Origin of the sequence: Frankia umida (genome assembly GCF_023242945.1) — a bacterium.
Lineage (GTDB): Bacteria > Actinomycetota > Actinomycetes > Frankiales > Frankiaceae > Frankia > Frankia umida.
In genome coordinates this window covers 133156-149186 of record NZ_JALKFT010000001.1, presented here as the reverse complement: position 1 = coordinate 149186, position 16031 = coordinate 133156, and the positions used below count along the sequence as shown (strand labels likewise).

The 16031-nt window shown below is 72.1% G+C and carries 13 protein-coding genes and 1 riboswitch; of the genes, 6 read left to right on the top strand and 7 right to left on the bottom strand.

Annotation, left to right across the window (positions count from 1 at the left end):
• Positions 1-58: 58 nt before the first annotated feature.
• Positions 59-820 (bottom strand): copper chaperone PCu(A)C domain-containing protein, encoded by a 762-nt coding sequence (locus MXD59_RS00555; RefSeq protein ID WP_248822981.1) that lies wholly within the window; start codon positions 818-820, stop codon positions 59-61.
• Positions 821-1777: 957 nt separating this feature from the next.
• Here MXD59_RS00555 and MXD59_RS00550 point away from each other — a divergent pair.
• The 5 genes from MXD59_RS00550 to cysS all read left to right on the top strand — a co-directional run bounded on the left by MXD59_RS00550 (position 1778) and on the right by cysS (position 6088).
• A complete protein-coding gene (locus MXD59_RS00550) occupies positions 1778-2260 on the top strand; it encodes a CarD family transcriptional regulator (protein ID WP_163549059.1) in 483 nt (160 codons plus the stop codon).
• A gap of 451 nt (positions 2261-2711) precedes the next feature.
• Positions 2712-3473 carry a 2-C-methyl-D-erythritol 4-phosphate cytidylyltransferase gene (ispD, locus tag MXD59_RS00545; RefSeq protein WP_248823218.1) on the top strand — a complete coding sequence of 254 codons (762 nt, stop codon included), beginning with the start codon at positions 2712-2714 and terminating at the stop codon, positions 3471-3473.
• Complete coding sequence (ispF, locus tag MXD59_RS00540) at positions 3470-4048, top strand: 2-C-methyl-D-erythritol 2,4-cyclodiphosphate synthase (RefSeq protein ID WP_248822980.1); 579 nt, start codon at positions 3470-3472, stop codon at positions 4046-4048. The genes ispD and ispF overlap by 4 nt, the downstream gene beginning before the upstream one ends.
• Before the next feature lie 125 nt (positions 4049-4173).
• Positions 4174-4566, top strand: coding sequence for a PPOX class F420-dependent oxidoreductase (locus MXD59_RS00535; RefSeq protein ID WP_163549061.1), 393 nt, complete (start codon positions 4174-4176; stop codon positions 4564-4566).
• Between the two features lie 58 nt (positions 4567-4624).
• Positions 4625-6088, top strand: a complete 1464-nt coding sequence (gene cysS / locus MXD59_RS00530) for a cysteine--tRNA ligase (protein WP_248822979.1) — start codon at positions 4625-4627, stop codon at positions 6086-6088.
• Between the two features lie 214 nt (positions 6089-6302).
• Here cysS and MXD59_RS00525 read toward each other — a convergent pair whose 3' ends face one another.
• The 3 genes from MXD59_RS00525 to MXD59_RS00515 form a co-directional block, all read right to left on the bottom strand.
• Complete coding sequence (locus tag MXD59_RS00525) at positions 6303-7787, bottom strand: FHA domain-containing protein (protein ID WP_248822978.1); 1485 nt, start codon at positions 7785-7787, stop codon at positions 6303-6305.
• 75 nt (positions 7788-7862) lie between these two features.
• Entirely contained in the window at positions 7863-8204 is a 342-nt protein-coding gene (locus MXD59_RS00520) for a hypothetical protein (RefSeq protein ID WP_504858068.1), read from the bottom strand.
• Positions 8204-9322 carry a PP2C family protein-serine/threonine phosphatase gene (locus tag MXD59_RS00515; RefSeq protein WP_163549065.1) on the bottom strand — a complete coding sequence of 373 codons (1119 nt, stop codon included), beginning with the start codon at positions 9320-9322 and terminating at the stop codon, positions 8204-8206. Before MXD59_RS00515 ends, MXD59_RS00520 begins: the two co-directional genes overlap by 1 nt.
• Before the next feature lie 758 nt (positions 9323-10080).
• On the opposite strand from MXD59_RS00515, the gene rlmB reads away from it, so the two are divergent.
• Positions 10081-11142, top strand: coding sequence for a 23S rRNA (guanosine(2251)-2'-O)-methyltransferase RlmB (gene rlmB, locus MXD59_RS00510; RefSeq protein ID WP_248822977.1), 1062 nt, complete (start codon positions 10081-10083; stop codon positions 11140-11142).
• A gap of 177 nt (positions 11143-11319) precedes the next feature.
• On the opposite strand, the gene MXD59_RS00505 is transcribed toward rlmB, so the two are convergent.
• From MXD59_RS00505 to MXD59_RS00495, 3 genes are all read right to left on the bottom strand, one after another.
• Positions 11320-11700 (bottom strand): transglycosylase family protein, encoded by a 381-nt coding sequence (locus tag MXD59_RS00505; protein WP_248811496.1) that lies wholly within the window; start codon positions 11698-11700, stop codon positions 11320-11322.
• A gap of 2 nt (positions 11701-11702) precedes the next feature.
• Positions 11703-11850: riboswitch (cyclic di-AMP (ydaO/yuaA leader) on the bottom strand.
• Between the two features lie 517 nt (positions 11851-12367).
• Positions 12368-14029, bottom strand: coding sequence for a peptide deformylase (locus MXD59_RS00500; protein WP_248822976.1), 1662 nt, complete (start codon positions 14027-14029; stop codon positions 12368-12370).
• Positions 14030-14614: 585 nt separating this feature from the next.
• A complete protein-coding gene (locus tag MXD59_RS00495) occupies positions 14615-15982 on the bottom strand; it encodes a lipase (protein ID WP_248822975.1) in 1368 nt (455 codons plus the stop codon).
• Positions 15983-16031 lie beyond the last annotated feature (49 nt).

Sequence of the window (16031 nt, the reverse complement as noted above, 5' to 3'; positions counted from 1 at the left end):
GCTCGACCGGCCGAACGGATCGGCGGCCGGTCGAGCGTCGACCAGCTGAACGGGTCGGTCAGCCGGCCGTACGGGTGGGGGCCGGGGTGGCGGTCTGGCCGCTGTCGCCGCCGGTCGAGGAGGACGATCCACCGGCGGCCGCGGACGGTGCGGCGGAACCGGCGGGGGCACCCGGGGCGGCGGACTCGGCCGGGGCGGGCGACGTCGGGGTGGCGGTGGTCTCGCCGCCGGCGGCGGACTCGCCCTCGGTGCCGGCGCCCGGCGCGGCGGGCTCGACCGGGACGTCCAGGGTGATGCTGCCGGCCTTGGCGAAGGTGAAGGTGATCGGCAGCTGGGAGCCGATCAGCAGGTTGCGGGTGAAGCCGGCGAGGCTCGGCGCGGAGCCGTCCGCGATGAAGACCCGGCCACCGCCGGCCGGGATCTCGGCCGGTGTGGACACCCGGCCGGAGCCTGCGGCCGGAGACGAGACCGAGACGAGGGTGTCGGAGGCATCGCTCGCGTTGAAGAACGCCGAGACGATCGGTGCGGAACCCCCCTGGTCGGCGGGGCCGGCGAGGTAGACGTTGCGCAGCGAGATGCCGCCGACAGCGCCGGACGTGCTGTTGGTGGTCGTACGCGCGTAGTTGGTCAGCGCGTCGGTGCCGGCGGCACAACTGGTCAGGCTGGCCGCGCCGAGGACCGAGGCGAACAGCGCGACCCCCACCCGACGGGAGGCCATCCGGCCACGGAACGTGCCGCGCCCGTCGGCGCTGGCGCGTGGGGCCGGCGCGCCGTCGGCGGCGATGACTGACGAGATACGGGCACCCGGACGGCGGCTCACAGCTCGGTGGCTCCTCATGCAAAGACCGACGCCTGGCGACGCCGGTGCTGGTCGACGGCCGTCGCGGGACGGCCGACCCGAGGACGGCGTCGGTGCCGGCCCGTCGGAACCGGACAGCCGGGTCGCCCCGGGGCACGAGGGCCCAGCCGCCGCCGGCCCGATCACCATTGATGATCGGCCGTCGACCGGTTGGGGCCCGGGTGCGGGGCTAACACTAGCCACCTCGAACCCGGACGTGCCCAGGCCGCGCAGGGGTTGCGACCCGGTCCGGCCCGGTTCGGGTGCCGGCCCGGGGTCAGCATGGTTCGGAGCACTGCCCTGACCGGCGCGACCGGCCATCATGGGCCGGTCGGCGACGTGGCCAGTCTCACCCGGTCACCCCCGCCTCACCTGGGCGATCCGGGGTGCTCCGGGGTGTCCCAGGGCGTCTCAAGGCGTTCCTGGGCGGACTTGAGGCGACTTTGTGTGACTTGAGGACACTCCGGGTGACCCCGCGGGGCCCGGATGGCTCTCCCGGACGGCGCGGCGACGACGGTGCGGCGCGGTCACGGGATCTCGTGCGCCGGATCCGACTCCGGTTCGGTCGAGCGGACACGGTTGACGACATCGTGGCTGTTGGTGGACCGGAGGGTCCTCGTCGTGTCGACGGGTGGTCGACGGTTGTGCGCGCTACGGTCTGCCTGACCGCCACGCGCGGTGAGCGCGCCCGAGCTACGTCCCGTTTTACCTGGTAGAGCAGTTGGCTGTGGGGATGTGGATGGGTGCGTCCGTGGATGTGGGTCTGGTGTGGAGCCGGCGCGGATCTGAGGTCGGCTGAGGTCGTCGCGGCGAACGTTGCTGGAAGACGAGGTCGTGGCCGCGACGGATGGTCTTGCTGACGTTGCCCTGGCCGCGCGCGTCTGACCTGCGGCGATGCGTGCGTGTTACGCTGGTAGAGGCGGAAGGGGCACGTGACACATGGCGTTCCAAGTCGGCGAGACCGTTGTTTACCCGCATCATGGTGCTGCTCTGATTGACGCGATTGAAACCCGCGTCATCAAGGGCGAGGAAAGACTCTATCTCGTGCTGAAGGTCGCTCAGGGCGATCTGACGGTCCGGGTTCCTGCCGACAATGTCGGCATGGTCGGGGTGCGCGACGTCGTCGGGCAGGACGGGCTGGAACGGGTGTTCGAGGTGCTCCGTGCACCGCACACCGAGGAGCCCACAAACTGGTCCCGGCGTTACAAGGCGAATCTCGAGAAGCTAGCTTCGGGTGACGTGAACAAGGTCGCCGAGGTCGTTCGCGACCTGTGGCGGCGTGACCGTGAACGCGGCCTTTCCGCAGGCGAGAAGCGGATGTTGAGCAAGGCCCGGCAAATTCTGGTGAGTGAGCTCGCGCTCGCCGAAGGCACTAACGAGGACAAGGCCGAGGCAGTTCTCGACGAGGTTCTTGCCGGCTGATCGGCGAATCTGCCGATGCAGGCATGGTGCAATCCGGCTCCGGTCAGTCAGTACTGATCGGCCCGGGTATCGCCAGATAATCTCATCTTCCGGCTGTCGGATCCGGTGGGTCGGGTGCAGAGATGCCCGGTCTGGCCGGGTTCGTCGCCGGGCGTGGCACGCGAGGCCGCTACAGCAGCCCCTCGCGTCGACGGCACATCCGCTGGCCAGGTCGCGACGCCGCACAGTCGGCTCGGTGGCCGGGCGGCGTCGCCGCACAGCCGACACCACCGCGCAGGCGGTACCAGTGGTACCGCTGGCGATGGCTGTCGGCGCTGCCAGTGGTGCGGTGGTGAGCGGTTGAGGACCGTCCAGTCACGTGTGTACCGCGCCCCGCGGTCGCCCGGTTCGCATCCGGTCGCGGCGATGGGCGATGCTCTCGTGGGTGGACGGCACACGGGAGGTTCTGGTGATGGGCGAGAGTCCCCAACCGCGCGGCAGGGGAGCTCGGGTCGCGGCGATCGTGCCGGCGGCCGGGCGCGGGGAACGTCTTGGCGGGGGCACCCCCAAGGCACTGCGGTCGCTGGGCGGCCGGCCCATGCTGGTGCGCTCGGTCGAGGCACTGCGCCGTTCGGAGCTGGTGACCCAGATCGTTGTCGCGGCCCCACCGACCCTGGTCGAAGTGGTCGCACAACTACTCGGACGGGACGTGCGGGTCATCGCCGGCGGCGCCGAACGAGTCGATTCTGTCCGTCGCGCGCTGAGCGCGATCGATGAGGACATCTCGGTGGTCCTGGTCCATGACGCGGCCCGGCCGCTGACCCCGCCCGCGCTGGTGGACGCGGTGGCCGCGGCGGTGATCGCCGGCCATCCGGCGGTCATCCCGGTGCTCGCCGTCGCGGACACCATCAAGGAGGTCGGGCCGGACGGGCGGGTGATCCGTACCCCGCCGAGAGACGGTCTGCGGGCGGTGCAGACCCCCCAGGGATTCCGACGTGACGTGCTGGCCGCGGCCTACGCCCTGCGCGACGTTCCGGTGACGGACGACGCCGGTCTGGTCGAGGCGCTCGGGGTGCCGGTGACGACGGTGCCCGGCGCGCACGAGGCGTTCAAGGTGACCCAGCCCGCCGACCTGATCCTGGCCGAGGCGCTGCTGGCCCGTGGGGCCACGGCGGCGGACGGCCGGGGCGAGGCCGAGGTCTGCGGGACCACCGACGCGCGGAGGCCTGGATGAGCGCCGACACATCTCCCACCTCCGGCTCCGGCTCCGGGGCAGGAGCCGGAGCCGGCATCGAGGCCGGCCGTCCGGCACCGGCGCCGGGCACGGTCACGACGACGGTGCTGCCCCGGGTCGGCGTCGGGGTGGACGTCCACCCCTTCGAGGCGGGACGAGCATGCTGGGTCGCCTGCCTGCGCTGGCCCGGGGAGACCGGGCTCGCCGGGCACTCGGACGGTGACGTCGCGGCGCACGCGTCCTGCGACGCCCTGCTGACGGCATCCGGACTGGGTGATCTCGGCAAGGTGTTCGGCACCGATCGGCCGGAGTACGCAGGGGCGTCCGGCGCGGTGCTGCTGGGGGAGACCGCCCGGCTGCTGGCCGAGGCCGGCTGGGTGATCGGGAACGTGTCGGTGCAGGTCATCGGCAACCGGCCGCGGATGGCCGCGCGTCGGCTGGAGGCACAGGCGGCGATGGAGGCGGCGCTGGGCGCGTCGGTGAGCCTGTCGGCCACCACCACCGACGGTCTGGGGCTCACCGGGCGCGGTGAGGGCCTCGCCGCGATCGCCACCGCACTCGTCGTCCGCGCCTGATCCCGTCGTCCATCCCTCCACCCGCCTGGGTGGGCGGAGGGGGTATGCCGATCCGGCATCGGACGGTAACGTGTGCAGAACGGAGTGAAAGGCTGAGTTGTCACTGGCCGCTCCCGAGGAGTCTCATGGCAGACCGACTTCCCGAGCCGGTCCGGGCGTTGGCCGACGCACGAACCTACGTCGTCCTGGCCACGGTTCAGGCCGACGGCTCGCCCCGGATGACTGTGCTCTGGGTAGATCGTGACGAGGATGACCTGCTGCTTTCCACCGCCCGTGGGCGGGCGAAGGAGCGCGACATCGCCCGCGACCCTCGGGTGAGCCTGATGTTCCTCGACCAGATCGATCCGTACAGCTATGTCGAGGTGCGCGGTACCGCGACGCTGGCGGAGGAGGGCGGCCGGGAGCTGATCGACCGGCTGTCGCTGAAGTACACCGGCGACATCTACCGCTGGGACGACCCGGAGGAGATCCGCGTGGTCATCCGGGTCGTGGCGGATCGAGTACTGACAGTCGGCTGACACCGTCCCGGCATGGCCTGACCGCCCAGCCGGCCGGCTCGCGCCGTACCCTTGACAGATGGGTCTCCACCTCTACGACACACGTACGCGGCGTGTGCGGCCGTTTGAGCCGCTACGCCCCGGCCACGTGGGCGTCTACGTGTGTGGGCCCACCGTGCAGTCGGCGCCGCATGTCGGGCACCTGCGCACGGCGCTGCCGTTCGATCTTCTGCGTCGCTGGCTGGAGCAGTCCGGTCAGGACGTGACGCTCGTGCAGAACGTCACCGACATCGACGACAAGATCATCATCAATGCCGGGCGGGATGGCACGTCCGTCTGGGAGCTCGCCACCCGGCAGACCCGCGCCTTCGACGAGGCGTACCGGACGGTGGGCATCGCGCCGCCGACCATCCAGCCGCGGGCGACCGGACATCTGCCCGAGATGATCGCGCTCATCGCGTCACTGGTGGACGCCGGCTACGCCTACCCGGGCGCGGGCTCGGTGTGGTTCCGGGTGGGGCGCTTCGCTGACTACGGGGCGCTGTCCCACCAGCGGCCGGAGTCGATGCTGCCCTCCGCCGAGGCGGAGCCGGGCAAGGCCGACCCGCGGGACTTCGCGCTGTGGAAGGCCGCCCGGCCGGGCGAGCCGTTCTGGTCCTCCCCCTGGGGGGACGGCCGCCCCGGCTGGCACCTGGAGTGCTCGGCGATGGCCGGCAAGTACCTCGGGTCGACGTTCGACATCCACGGTGGCGGGCTTGACCTGGTCTTCCCGCACCATGAGAACGAACGCGCCCAGACGCTGTGCGCCGCGGCGGGGGCCGGTCAGCCGGGCGAGATGGCCCGCTACTGGATGCATGTGGGTCTGCTCACCACCGGTGGCACCAAGATGTCGAAGTCGCTGGGCAACTCGGTGCTGGTCGCCGACGCGCTGGAGGTGGTGCGGCCGCAGGTGCTGCGTTACCACCTGCTGTCGGCGCACTACCGCTCGACGCTGGAGTACAGCCCGGAGGCGCTCGCCGAGTCGACGGCCGCCCATGACCGGGTGGAGACGTTCGTCCGCAACGCGCTGGACATCCTGGGTGGTCCGGGCGAGGCGGCGGCGTTGGCGGCCGATGACCGGCCGCGCTCCGCGACCGGCGGCGGGGGCTCGCACGGTGCTGGTGCGGCCGGGGCCTGGGCGGACTTCACGGCCGCCCTTGACGACGATCTGGCCGTCGGTCGGGCGCTGGCCGCCCTGTTCGGTGCGGTGGCCCAGGGCAACCAGGTGCTGTCGAAGGCGCACAGCCGGGCACTGGCCACCTGGGTGCAGGTGACCCGTCGGATGCTCGCCGTGTTCGGTCTCGACCCGCACGATCAGTGGCCGACGGCCGGCGCCGAACTACGCCCGGCCCTTGACGGGGTCATGCAGATCGTGTTGGACCTGCGCTCGGCGGCCCGGGCTCGGCGGGACTACGCCGAGGCCGATTCGATCCGCGCTCGGCTCGCCGCCGCCGGTCTCATCGTCGAGGACACGCCGGAAGGTCAGCGCTGGCATCTCGCCTGACCGGCGGGGCGAACATGCTGGGCGCCGCCACGGGGGTGTCATCGGCGGGCATCAGCCATGGGCGTCAGCGGCGTGTACTTCCGCCAGCGGACGTACTCCTGCCAGCGGACGTACTCCTGCCAGCGGACGTACTCCTGCCAGCACCTCTGCCACGCGGTGCCCAGCCGACCGGAGGTGGTCGGGTCGGGCACCGCGTGGCCAGGGCGGGCGGGGCCTAACGGGCGCGCAGGGTGATGCGCGTCCAGGCGCCGAGGTAGACCCGGTCACCATCGCGTAGCGGAACCGTGTGACCGGGTTCGATCGGGTCCGGCTCGTCGTTGAGTCGGGTGCCGTTGGTCGAACCGGGGTCGCGCACGGCGTAGCCGCCGTCGGGCAGCTGCTCGAACAGCGCGTGGCTGCGGGAGATGCCCGGGTCCTCCGGCGCACCGGACAGGTCGATGTCCGGGTGGATGCCGCGGGACTCGCTGCGCCGACCGATCAGCATCTTCGCCCCGGCCAGGGCGAAGACCCGACGCGGGTAGAAGGTCGGGAACGGCACACGGTGGTCGTCACCGCTGTCGTAGTACTCCCGTTCGGCCTCGACGATCGCCTCCCAGACGCCCACGCTCGCGGCCGCACCGGGACGTTCGTCGTCCCAGCCGGCGGCGGCCCGGGGGTCCTCCGCGTCCCGGGGGTCGCGCACGTCCCTCGGGTCGCGTCGACCGGCTCCCCGGGGGTCGGACAGCTCGGGATCGCCGCCACGGGGATCGCCGCCACCCTGACGGGCGTAGCGCGGGTCGGTGGTGCGCCGCGGATCGCCGCCACGTGCCTGCTGGAAGCCGCGGTCGGCGCCGACTCCCGGCTGCTCCGCGGAGAGCGGGTCGGCCGGGTAGCCGTAGCCGTCGTCGCGCCGGGCACGGCGGTGGGCGTCGGGGTCGAGTTCATCCCCGTAGCCGCGACCACCACGTGGGTCGGCCCGGGGATCGGCCCGAGGGTCGACGCCCCGACCGTAAGGATCGGCCGGCTCGCCATAGCCACCGCGCCCCGCCGGTTCGCCGTAGCCACGGTCGTCGCGAGCCGGCGGCGGATAGCCACCGCCAGGCTCACTGCGGTCGTCGCCGCCGCGGCCGTAGCCGCCGCGGTCGCCGTAGCCACCGGCCGCGCGTTCCTCGGGTGTCTCCCGGCCCGGCGGATAGCCACCGCGGCCATAGGGGTCGGCCGGGTCGGCGTAGCCGCCGCGATCGGCGCGCGGGTCGGCGCCGCGGCCGTACGGGTCGGCCGGCTCGGCGTAGCCACGGTCGGCCTGACCGGGGTAGCCACCGCGGTCGTAGCCGTCACGTCCGCCACGGCCGTCCGCGCCGGAACGGTCGTCGGGGCTGGACCGGTCGTCCCGCTGCCGGGCATACGGGTCACGGTCATAGCCGCCGGGCGCGTCGTAGGCGTCGGCCTGGTAGCCCCGGCCGCCGCGAGGCTGGTCGGTGTAGCCGTTCCGGTCGTAGCCGCCGTCATAGGGGTCGCCGCCGCGGGGCGGGTCCGCCACACCGGCCAGATCGGCTGGTGAACGTCGGATGCCCAGCGGGTCGTAGCCCCCGTCCCCCGCGGAGTCGGGACCGTCCGGCACTGCCGTGCCGCGCCGACGGCCCCCGCCCGGCTCGTCGACTCCGTAGGGAGACCGACCGCCGTCGTCCGGACGGTATTCGTACCTCTCCTGACCAGTCATGATCCCAATTCCGCACCGATCGCAGTAGTCGGGTAGTGAGACAGGCGCCCGCGCAAGCCCAGCGCCATCACCTGATCACCGGTTCACCCGGAGGGTCCTCGTCGACCGTGGGTCCAGGAACACCTCATCGATGACCACTTCATCGATGACCACTTCATCGATGATCATCTCATCGATCTTCTCAACGTTCTTCTTGCACCGAACCGTACCTGTTGTGTCTTCGTCGTTGTGAACCGCCTTCCGTAGGAGGTGGTGCGTGCCCCCGTTTGCCGGCGGCTCGGCCTCCCCGGGCGACCGGGGCAACCTCGGCCGTACGGGCCGAGGAACAGTGTCGCAGTGGTCGAACCGGGCGGTCGACCGGCCTCCGGTGCGGACCGGACCCCGCCACGTTCGGCGCCCCCGCGACGGGGCGGCCATCAGTGATCCACCCGGGCGACGACGGCGGTGATGTTGTCGTGACCGCCGGCGTCGATGGCGAAGTCGATGAGGTGCCGGCCGACCTCGATCGCGGTGCTGTGCGCGGGCAGCTGATTGACCAGTGAGGCCATGACGTCGGGACGGGAGGCGTAGTTCCACAGCCCGTCCGAGCAGACCAGCACGGTGGCCGGCGTCTCGATCGGGAAGACCTCGGTGTGCGGTGCGACGTCCTCCACGTCACCGCCGAGCCAGCGGGTCAGGGTGTGCGCCCGCCGGTGCGTCTCGGCCTCGCTGGCTGGGATGAGACCGGCCCGGGCGGCCTCGGCGGCCCAGGTGTCGTCCGAGGTGAGCCGCTCACACCAACGCGGGCCGAGCAGGTAGACCCGGCTGTCCCCGACCCAGCCGACGGTGACCATCCCCGGCCCGTCGGGCGTCGGCGGGGTGACGATGGCCGCGGCGAACGTGCAGGACGGCGCCATCCGGCCCTCGGCCGCGCTGAGCTGAGCGATCGTGTCCTGAGCCGCGTGGACCGCGGTGTGCAGGACGGCTTCGGCGTCCTCGGGGGAGAAGCCGCCGACGACCGCCCGCGGGGCGGTGCGTGGCTCGTCGTAGGTCGGGTAGTCCGGCTCGAGGATGTCGAGCATGTCGTCGGCTCGGCCGCCCGAAGCCCTGGGCGGCAGCGAGTCGTGGTGGACCGGATGCCCCGGCCCGTGCGCGCGTACCGCGTCGGCCAGGACGGCCATCGCGGTGGCCGCCGCCGCCGCGGAGGCCTGACCGGAGCCGGGGGTCGTCGAGACCCCGTCGCAGACCACCGCGATCAGTGTGCCGTAGACCACGGCGAGGCCCATCGCGTCCTCGTTCGTGGAATGGCGCACGCCACGGTCGCAGACGCCGGCCAGTTCACCGAGGTCGACCTCGGCGTGGTCGGCATCGCCATGGGCCGGGTCGGGCCCCTCCAACGCGTGCCCGCAGACCTCGCAGTAGCGGTCGTCGGCGTAGACGGGCGCGGCGCAGACCGGGCAGCGGCGCAGGTCGTCCTCCGGGTCGAAGGCGCCGGCGCCGGCGAACTGGTAGGCCACCGTCGGGGCGTCGTCGTGCGGGTTCAGGTCCACCGTCACGCCGCCGGGAGGTGACGCCCGAATACGGGCGGTGTGCGCAGAGCCATGTGCTGGTGCCTCCTGCCCCTGCTGGTCCGGTCGTCAGAACTCGCCACGGTGGCCCGCGGTACCGACGAGGCCCGCGTGCTGCTCCGGCGATACGGCCATTGTCGGGGGCCGTTCGCACGCTGCGGACTGGTCGATCGGATCACGCCGGTCATCACGCAATCATGGGGACGTATCTTCCCAGGTTCACCGAGGTGCGTCGATGACCGAGACCGCTACCGGCAGGCCACTGTCCGGCGTGTTCTCCTTCGTCGGCGCGCGAGCTTGGATGAGCGTAAGGGTCTGATGCCGACGACCCCCGGCGGGGACCGCCGCATCAGGATAGGGCGCGATGTCGTCGAGAACGGCAATCTCCGGGTAGGTCGCTGGCCCGGGTCCGGCCTGCCCCCCAGCCGGGGGTCCCCGGCAGCGGCCCACAGCCGGTGTCGCCGGCCGGGCCCGGCGTCCGGTGAAGGACGGCCCGGCGAGGTCGGGCCGGTCCGTGTCGCGGGATTCTCCGCCGGGCACCGGATACCGTGCGTCACGCCAGATACCGTGGGCACATGGTCGTCTCACGTCCGCGCGGGGCATCCGTGTCGGGATCACCCGTATCCGGATCACCCGAGACCGGATCGTCCGTCGCCGGATCGCCCAGGAGCGGATCGCACTCGTCCGCAAGCGGCTCACATCCGGGAATGTCCTCGTTCGGTGCGTTCACCCCGGGGTGGTGCTGAATGGCCGGCGGTGGGCGTCGCGGCGGCGGCGGGATCGCCCGTGGCGGGCAGGGCGGGCGGGCCGGTAAGGCCGGTTCGCACCGCAAGGGAGCGGCGGGTGGCAGCGGCGGGCAGGGTCGGCGGGCGTTGGAGGGGCGGGGCGCGACCCCGCCCGCGCACCTGCGGCCCGGCCATCCGGCCCAGCGCCGGGCCGCCTCGGCGGCGAAGGCGGCGACCGATCGTGATCGGCCCGCCCCACGCGATGGCGAGGGCCCGCGGGGTGCGGGTGCGCGCGGGCGGCGCGGCGGTGAGGACGACGAACTCGTGGTCGGTCGCAACGCCGTCGTGGAGGCGCTGCGCGCCGGGGTTCCGGCCACGACGCTGTTCGTCGCCGCGGGCCTGGATTTCGACGAGCGTCTCGACGAGGCCCGCCGGCTGGCGACGCGCCGCGGCATCTCCGTCGTCGACTCCGCGCGGCCCGATCTTGACCGGTTGTGTGGCACCGCCCCGCATCAGGGGCTGGTGCTCGCGGTGCCGCCCTACCGCTACGCCCATCCCGATGACCTGCTCGAGCGGGTCCGGCCCGGTGCGGGCGGATCGGCGCGTTCCGGCTCCACCGCGGCTGGCCTGGTGGTCGCGTTGGACGGGGTGACCGACCCGCGCAACCTCGGTGCGGTCGTGCGCTCGGCGGCGGCCTTCGGCGCGGACGGTGTCCTGCTGCCCGAGCGGCGCGCCGCCGGGATGACCGCGTCCGCCTGGAAGACGTCGGCCGGGGCCGCGGCGCGGCTGCCCGTCGCCCGGGCCACCAACCTGACCCGCACCCTGACCGCCTACGCCGAGGCGGGCCTGTTCCTGGTGGGGCTGGCCGCCGACGCCGCACTGAGCCTGGACGAGCTCGCCATGGCCACCGACCCGCTGGTCCTGGTGGTCGGCTCCGAGGGCCGGGGTCTGTCCCGGCTGGTGGAGCAGCGCTGCGATGTGACGGTGCGGATCCCGATGGTCGGCGCGGTCGAGTCGCTGAACGCCGGTGTCGCGGCCGCGGTGGCCCTCGCGGAGATCGCCCGCCGCCGACGCGGCGCCTGAGCCCCGCACCGCGCACGGATCAGGCCCCGCCCCCGGGAGGAGGGGCGGGGCCTGATGTGCCGCGCGCTGGGTCGCGTCGCCTCGCGCCGGTCGGCTCACGATCTGTCGAGCACGATCCGATCGATCATGTGCGGATCAGAACCGGCCGAGAGCGGATGTCGGCGCGGTGTCGGGGCCTCAGATCCGGTGACCCCAGCAGGGCTTCGAGGCGTACCACGGGCTGGTGCCGGCCTGCGCGTAGAGCTTGCGGGCCATCTGCCACTGCTCGCCGACACTGGCGTGCTGCGGCAGGCCCCGGCCACCGAGACCGTGCCAGGTGCTGGGCAGGAACTGGAACAGGCCGCCCGCGCCGATGGAGTTGACCACGTGGGGATTGCCACCGGACTCGCAGGGAATGACGGCGCGCAGGAAATGGTCCGCGTTCGGGGCGGCGCTGGCCGGCTGGGAGAGCGCCAGCCCACCGCCCACGGAGGCGGTAAGGGTGGCGGCGAGAACGGCGGCACGAGTGCCAAGCTTGATCCGGTTGAGGCCCCGACCGAGCGTACGAGCGTTGGACATAGATTGTCCTTCCCCACGCCTGCGAGGTGAGCTGTCGGGTTCGGGCTGGGAATGCCCGGCCACCAGTGGCGGCTTCACCCCAAGGACGTCTGCCTTCGACGCCCGGAAGTGGTTCCCCCGTCCCTGCCACAGGTTTGGTTCCTACCGGGCGGGGGCAGGATTCGGCGTGCCACCCGGCGTCTGCCGTCACTCGACGACATGGCTACGAACATAGCTGGGCGTGACCGGGGTAAATCAAGGGTCCGTGAAGATGGCCACAATACCTTCCGGATTATCGCTTCGATCTTTTCCGCCGATTATCGCGCGGGCGCCTGCGCTCGATCCTAGTCGGCTCTGCCAGGGCATTGGAACACCGATTTTGAATTTGTTCCGCCACGCTGGCGAAAGAATAACACGGTCTGCTCGGTGTCCGGTCTCCCTGCGTGCCGTGAACTGCTTTCCGTGACACCCTGGTGGCATTCGGGTTCGCCCATTCACGAAGACGCTCGTGTGCCCGGAATAATTTCCGTATCGGGTGGGGCTTCATGAACTGTACGTTGTTTACGGGTACGTCCGCCATAGTGGGCGGTATCGCTTTTTTCGGACTTGGGCGTGCGGCCACAGCCGGTGTCCGCTCGGGTGGCCGCCGGCCGACCCGACCGGCCTGACGGTCACGCGTAGTGGCGGATCAGGGGGTGTAGGTCCAGGCCGAGCCGGTGCCGCGGTACTGCTCCACGGGGATCGGGGCGCTGCCGGGCCGCATCCGTTCGGTGTAGAGCCGGCCGACCAGATGGTCGATCTCGTGGCCGACCAGGCGGGCGAGGCCCTGCCGGTAGACGGTGATGCGCCGGCGTCCGGAGATGTCGGTGTGCTCCACGTGCAGCTCCAGGGGCCGGGGGACGAGCCCGCGGACGTCGAAGAAGCTCAGGCAGCCCTCGTACTGCTCGTCGGTCTGCGGCGAGGACTCGATGACCCGCGGATTGAGCAGGGTGAGGATGTCCGCGTCGGCGGAGCGCACGATCGCGGCGGCCCGGTTGATGCCGATCTGTGGTGCGGCGATCCCCATGCCCTTACCGAAGGTGTGCAGGGCGGAGACCCGCTCCATCGCCGAGGACAGCTCGGCGACCACGCGCCGGGCGTCCTCGGCCTCGGCCGGCAGATCAAAGGAACGGGCCGGCTGCGCCAGCGCCGGATCATCGGCCTGGACGATGCCCGCCGCCGTCATCTGTTCACTGGGCCGTGGACCGACGGTCTCACGCTGCTCGCCGGTATCCGGATTCCGACCGTCGGAGACAGCCCGGAAGTTCCATTCCAGCCGATACCGGGCGTGCAGTGGCGGATTGCTGGTCGACCAGGTGAAGATCCGCCGGTCGCCTTCGTCCACCCGGGCGATCGCGGTCCGGAACGCGAACGCGTCCGCGGTCATCGAGGTCTCCATTCCCCAGACCACCGGGTCGACCTGAGCGGGGAAGTCCAGGACGACCGACAGGCTGCTCGTCGGTACCCGGACGGCCCGTTGGAACCACGGGCCCCACTTCTGCTCACCGACCTGGTAGGAGTACTCGATCCAGGCTGATTCGCCCGGATAGAGCGGAAACCGTCCACTGCTGTTCTCGAACAACAGCCAGACCTCTTTGAGGGCATCCCAGTCGGTTTTGACCTGCCAGGCCATCTCCTCCTGCCCGCAGTGGGCGCGCAGCCGCAGTTCCTCCCACCGCAGCGGATCGCTGCGGTAGAGACGTGCGGCCCGTTCCTGGTCGCCGGGAAAGCGATCGACGGAGATGCGCATGAGGTAGCGGGTCACGGGCTCGTCGCCGATATTGGTGATCCGGCGCCGCTGATGGGCGAGGTAGACGCCGTCGTCGTAACGCAGTCGGGCGGTGTCCTGCTCGACGAGCAGCCCGCCGCTCGGGCCCTGCCCCGCACCACCCGCACCACCCAGGCCGCCCGCTGCGCCCAGACCACCCGGACCGCCCGACCCACCTGGCCCGCCGGAGCGAAGTGGATCGGACTGGCGGGCCGGCGGCGCACCGGCGACGGGCCGCACGCTGGCGCCGGTCTCCCAGGGGCGGGCGGCCAGCTGGAAGAAGGCCCCGGGAATCCGCAGCGCGTCGGAGACGCGTTCGATCAGCGACAGCCGCGCGATATGGTCCTCGCCCTGCATGATCCGGCTGACCCGGCTCTGGCTGAGGCCCTCGACCGGTGAGGCGATCCGGTTCTGGCTCGCGCCGTCGTACTTCTTCATCAGCCGGAAGGCGGTGCGAAAGTCCCGGGCCGCGCAGGCGGCCTGGAAGTCGGCGCGAGCCAGCAGGTCCGCGGAGACGCGGTAGGGGCCGGACTCGTAGGACATCAGCCGGCCCTCCGGGTGGCCGCACACCCCTCGCCTGCGGGCGGGCACATCGCCCGATGCGTGGCCCCGACTGACACATCAGGATAACGACGCTATGCCACCCGCACACCGCCTTTGGGTGATCCCGCGTTGTCCGACCTTGCCGCGTGGGTGACGCCTGGGAGGGTGACATCTCCCTGGGTCATGCCGGTTCCCCCAGCAGAGGTGGCCGGAGCACCCACCGGATGGCCGGCGGTGGTGTCCCGGCGGGGCCATATGAGAAGAGCATGCCTGACTGACGTTTCCGGCCGCCGCCGATCGGACGACTCTGGACGCAGGCCGGCCCCGCCCCGCGTCGAGCCGCGACCTCCGCCGGGCGGGGCCGGCGCCAGGCCGCCACGGCTGGCCGCGGTCGCCCGATTGGGAGGGAGGGAGACCGCAGCCGGCTGTGGCGGCCAGCAAGGCCGGCGCCGCACCTGTCCGTTCGGGCCTGACCCGTCGCCCGAGCGGCCGCTGACTGGTGGCCCTGCCCTGCCCAAGCAGGGCCACCATCCTGCCGCCGCCGATCCGGGGAGTCCGCCCGGATCGGCGGGGGCGGAAAAGGGCTCAGAAGGTGTCGTCGCGGAACCGGACGCTGATCCGGTCGGTGCTCGAGGGCCAGGCGGGCACCTGCACGGTGGTGCGGCCCGCCGCGACACCACGCGGGGTCATCGTCACCGCCACCGACCGGTCGCCCGCCGGGATGAACAGATCCGCACCGGTGACGAAACCGACCGCGAAGTAGAACGGCAGGGGCGCGGCGAGATCGGTGACACCGTCGGCGCCCTGGTCGAACAGGAACACGCGCAGGGTGAGTTTCGACCGGGGCGTGTTCGCCGGGTTCAGCACACCGTGGCCGTCGACGGTGAGCTGGTCGCTGGTGCGGCTCTGGTCGCCCTGCCACTCCTGGCCCCGGCTGACCACGAGGTTGGTCTGGCGGGGACTGGCCGTCATCCCACCGCCGATCTCCTCGGCGGGTTTGCTCGTGAGCAGGCGAATCAGTCGGTCACTGCGCCGAAACGGCTGGTAGTAGAAGTGCTGCACTGGTTCACCGGGGTGGATGACGGCGAACTCGTAGCTGGCGGTGCCGTCCGCCCGCAGCGGGCCGAAGGTGCCGTCCGGCGGCAGGTTGACGAAGCTCCGCAGACCTGAGGCGAGCCGGCGGCCGGTCCGCGGGTCGACCCGGTAGAGCTCGAGGCGGGCCGGGCCGCCACCGGCGTTCGCCGGATACAGCACGACCCGACCGCCGAGTTCGATCGGCCCGGCCTGGTCGGTCACCTCGGTGGTGAAGGGCTGCTCGCCGGTGAGGAACTGGTACATCTGCTTGAAGGTGCCGGTGGAGGCGAGCAGTTCGCCGCGGTCGTCGGTGGGAAAGCGCGCGTTCTGGGCGCCGGCGATCCGCCGGGTCGGGTCGCCGATGCCCCACACCGCCAGCGTGCGCACCCCGCGGGGCGGCCCGGCGGGCTGCGGTCCGGCCACGCTGACCAGGTGCGCGACCCGGGCGGCCCGCGCGGGCGTGCTGGCCAGATAGCGCACGGCGAGGTCGGCGCCCTCGGCCTGGCCCACCAGGTCGACGGCCTTGCGGCCGCTCAGGGTGAGCAACCGGGCGATCTCGGTGTCGAGCCCGGTGAAGATCCGCTCCGCGGGTGGCTCCGGGTCCGACGCGTCGTAGTCGAAGGCCGCGATCCGGTCCGCTGGGTACCCGTTGCTGGTGAAACGCTGCGCCTGGACCCCGAACTGGTCGCCGGAGCCGAGGTTTCCCGGTACGAAGAGGATCGGCAGCCGGGCGGCGTCGGGTGGCGCCGCCGGACGCGCGATCTCCCGGGCGAAGGTGCCGGGGTCGGCCCCGGACGCGCGCTGGCTGGCGCTCCCGGAGCAGGCGGCAGCCGTCGCCAGCACGGCGAGGATCAGGCAGATCCGGCGGCGACGAGGCATGCCGCGCCCCTTCCTGCGGGAGGTCCGGCGGCTTCGTGCGCTGCGACCG

Coding starts and splice junctions, on each gene's coding strand:
- MXD59_RS00550 (WP_163549059.1), top strand. CDS start 1,778: ATGGCGTTCCAAGTCGGCGAGACCGTTGTTTACCCGCATCATGGTGCT.
- ispD (WP_248823218.1), top strand. CDS start 2,712: ATGGGCGAGAGTCCCCAACCGCGCGGCAGGGGAGCTCGGGTCGCGGCG.
- ispF (WP_248822980.1), top strand. CDS start 3,470: ATGAGCGCCGACACATCTCCCACCTCCGGCTCCGGCTCCGGGGCAGGA.
- MXD59_RS00535 (WP_163549061.1), top strand. CDS start 4,174: ATGGCAGACCGACTTCCCGAGCCGGTCCGGGCGTTGGCCGACGCACGA.
- cysS (WP_248822979.1), top strand. CDS start 4,625: ATGGGTCTCCACCTCTACGACACACGTACGCGGCGTGTGCGGCCGTTT.
- MXD59_RS00525 (WP_248822978.1), bottom strand. CDS start 7,787: ATGACTGGTCAGGAGAGGTACGAATACCGTCCGGACGACGGCGGTCGG.
- MXD59_RS00520 (WP_504858068.1), bottom strand. CDS start 8,204: ATGGCCGCCCCGTCGCGGGGGCGCCGAACGTGGCGGGGTCCGGTCCGC.
- rlmB (WP_248822977.1), top strand. CDS start 10,081: ATGGCCGGCGGTGGGCGTCGCGGCGGCGGCGGGATCGCCCGTGGCGGG.
- MXD59_RS00505 (WP_248811496.1), bottom strand. CDS start 11,700: ATGTCCAACGCTCGTACGCTCGGTCGGGGCCTCAACCGGATCAAGCTT.
- MXD59_RS00500 (WP_248822976.1), bottom strand. CDS start 14,029: ATGTCCTACGAGTCCGGCCCCTACCGCGTCTCCGCGGACCTGCTGGCT.
- MXD59_RS00495 (WP_248822975.1), bottom strand. CDS start 15,982: ATGCCTCGTCGCCGCCGGATCTGCCTGATCCTCGCCGTGCTGGCGACG.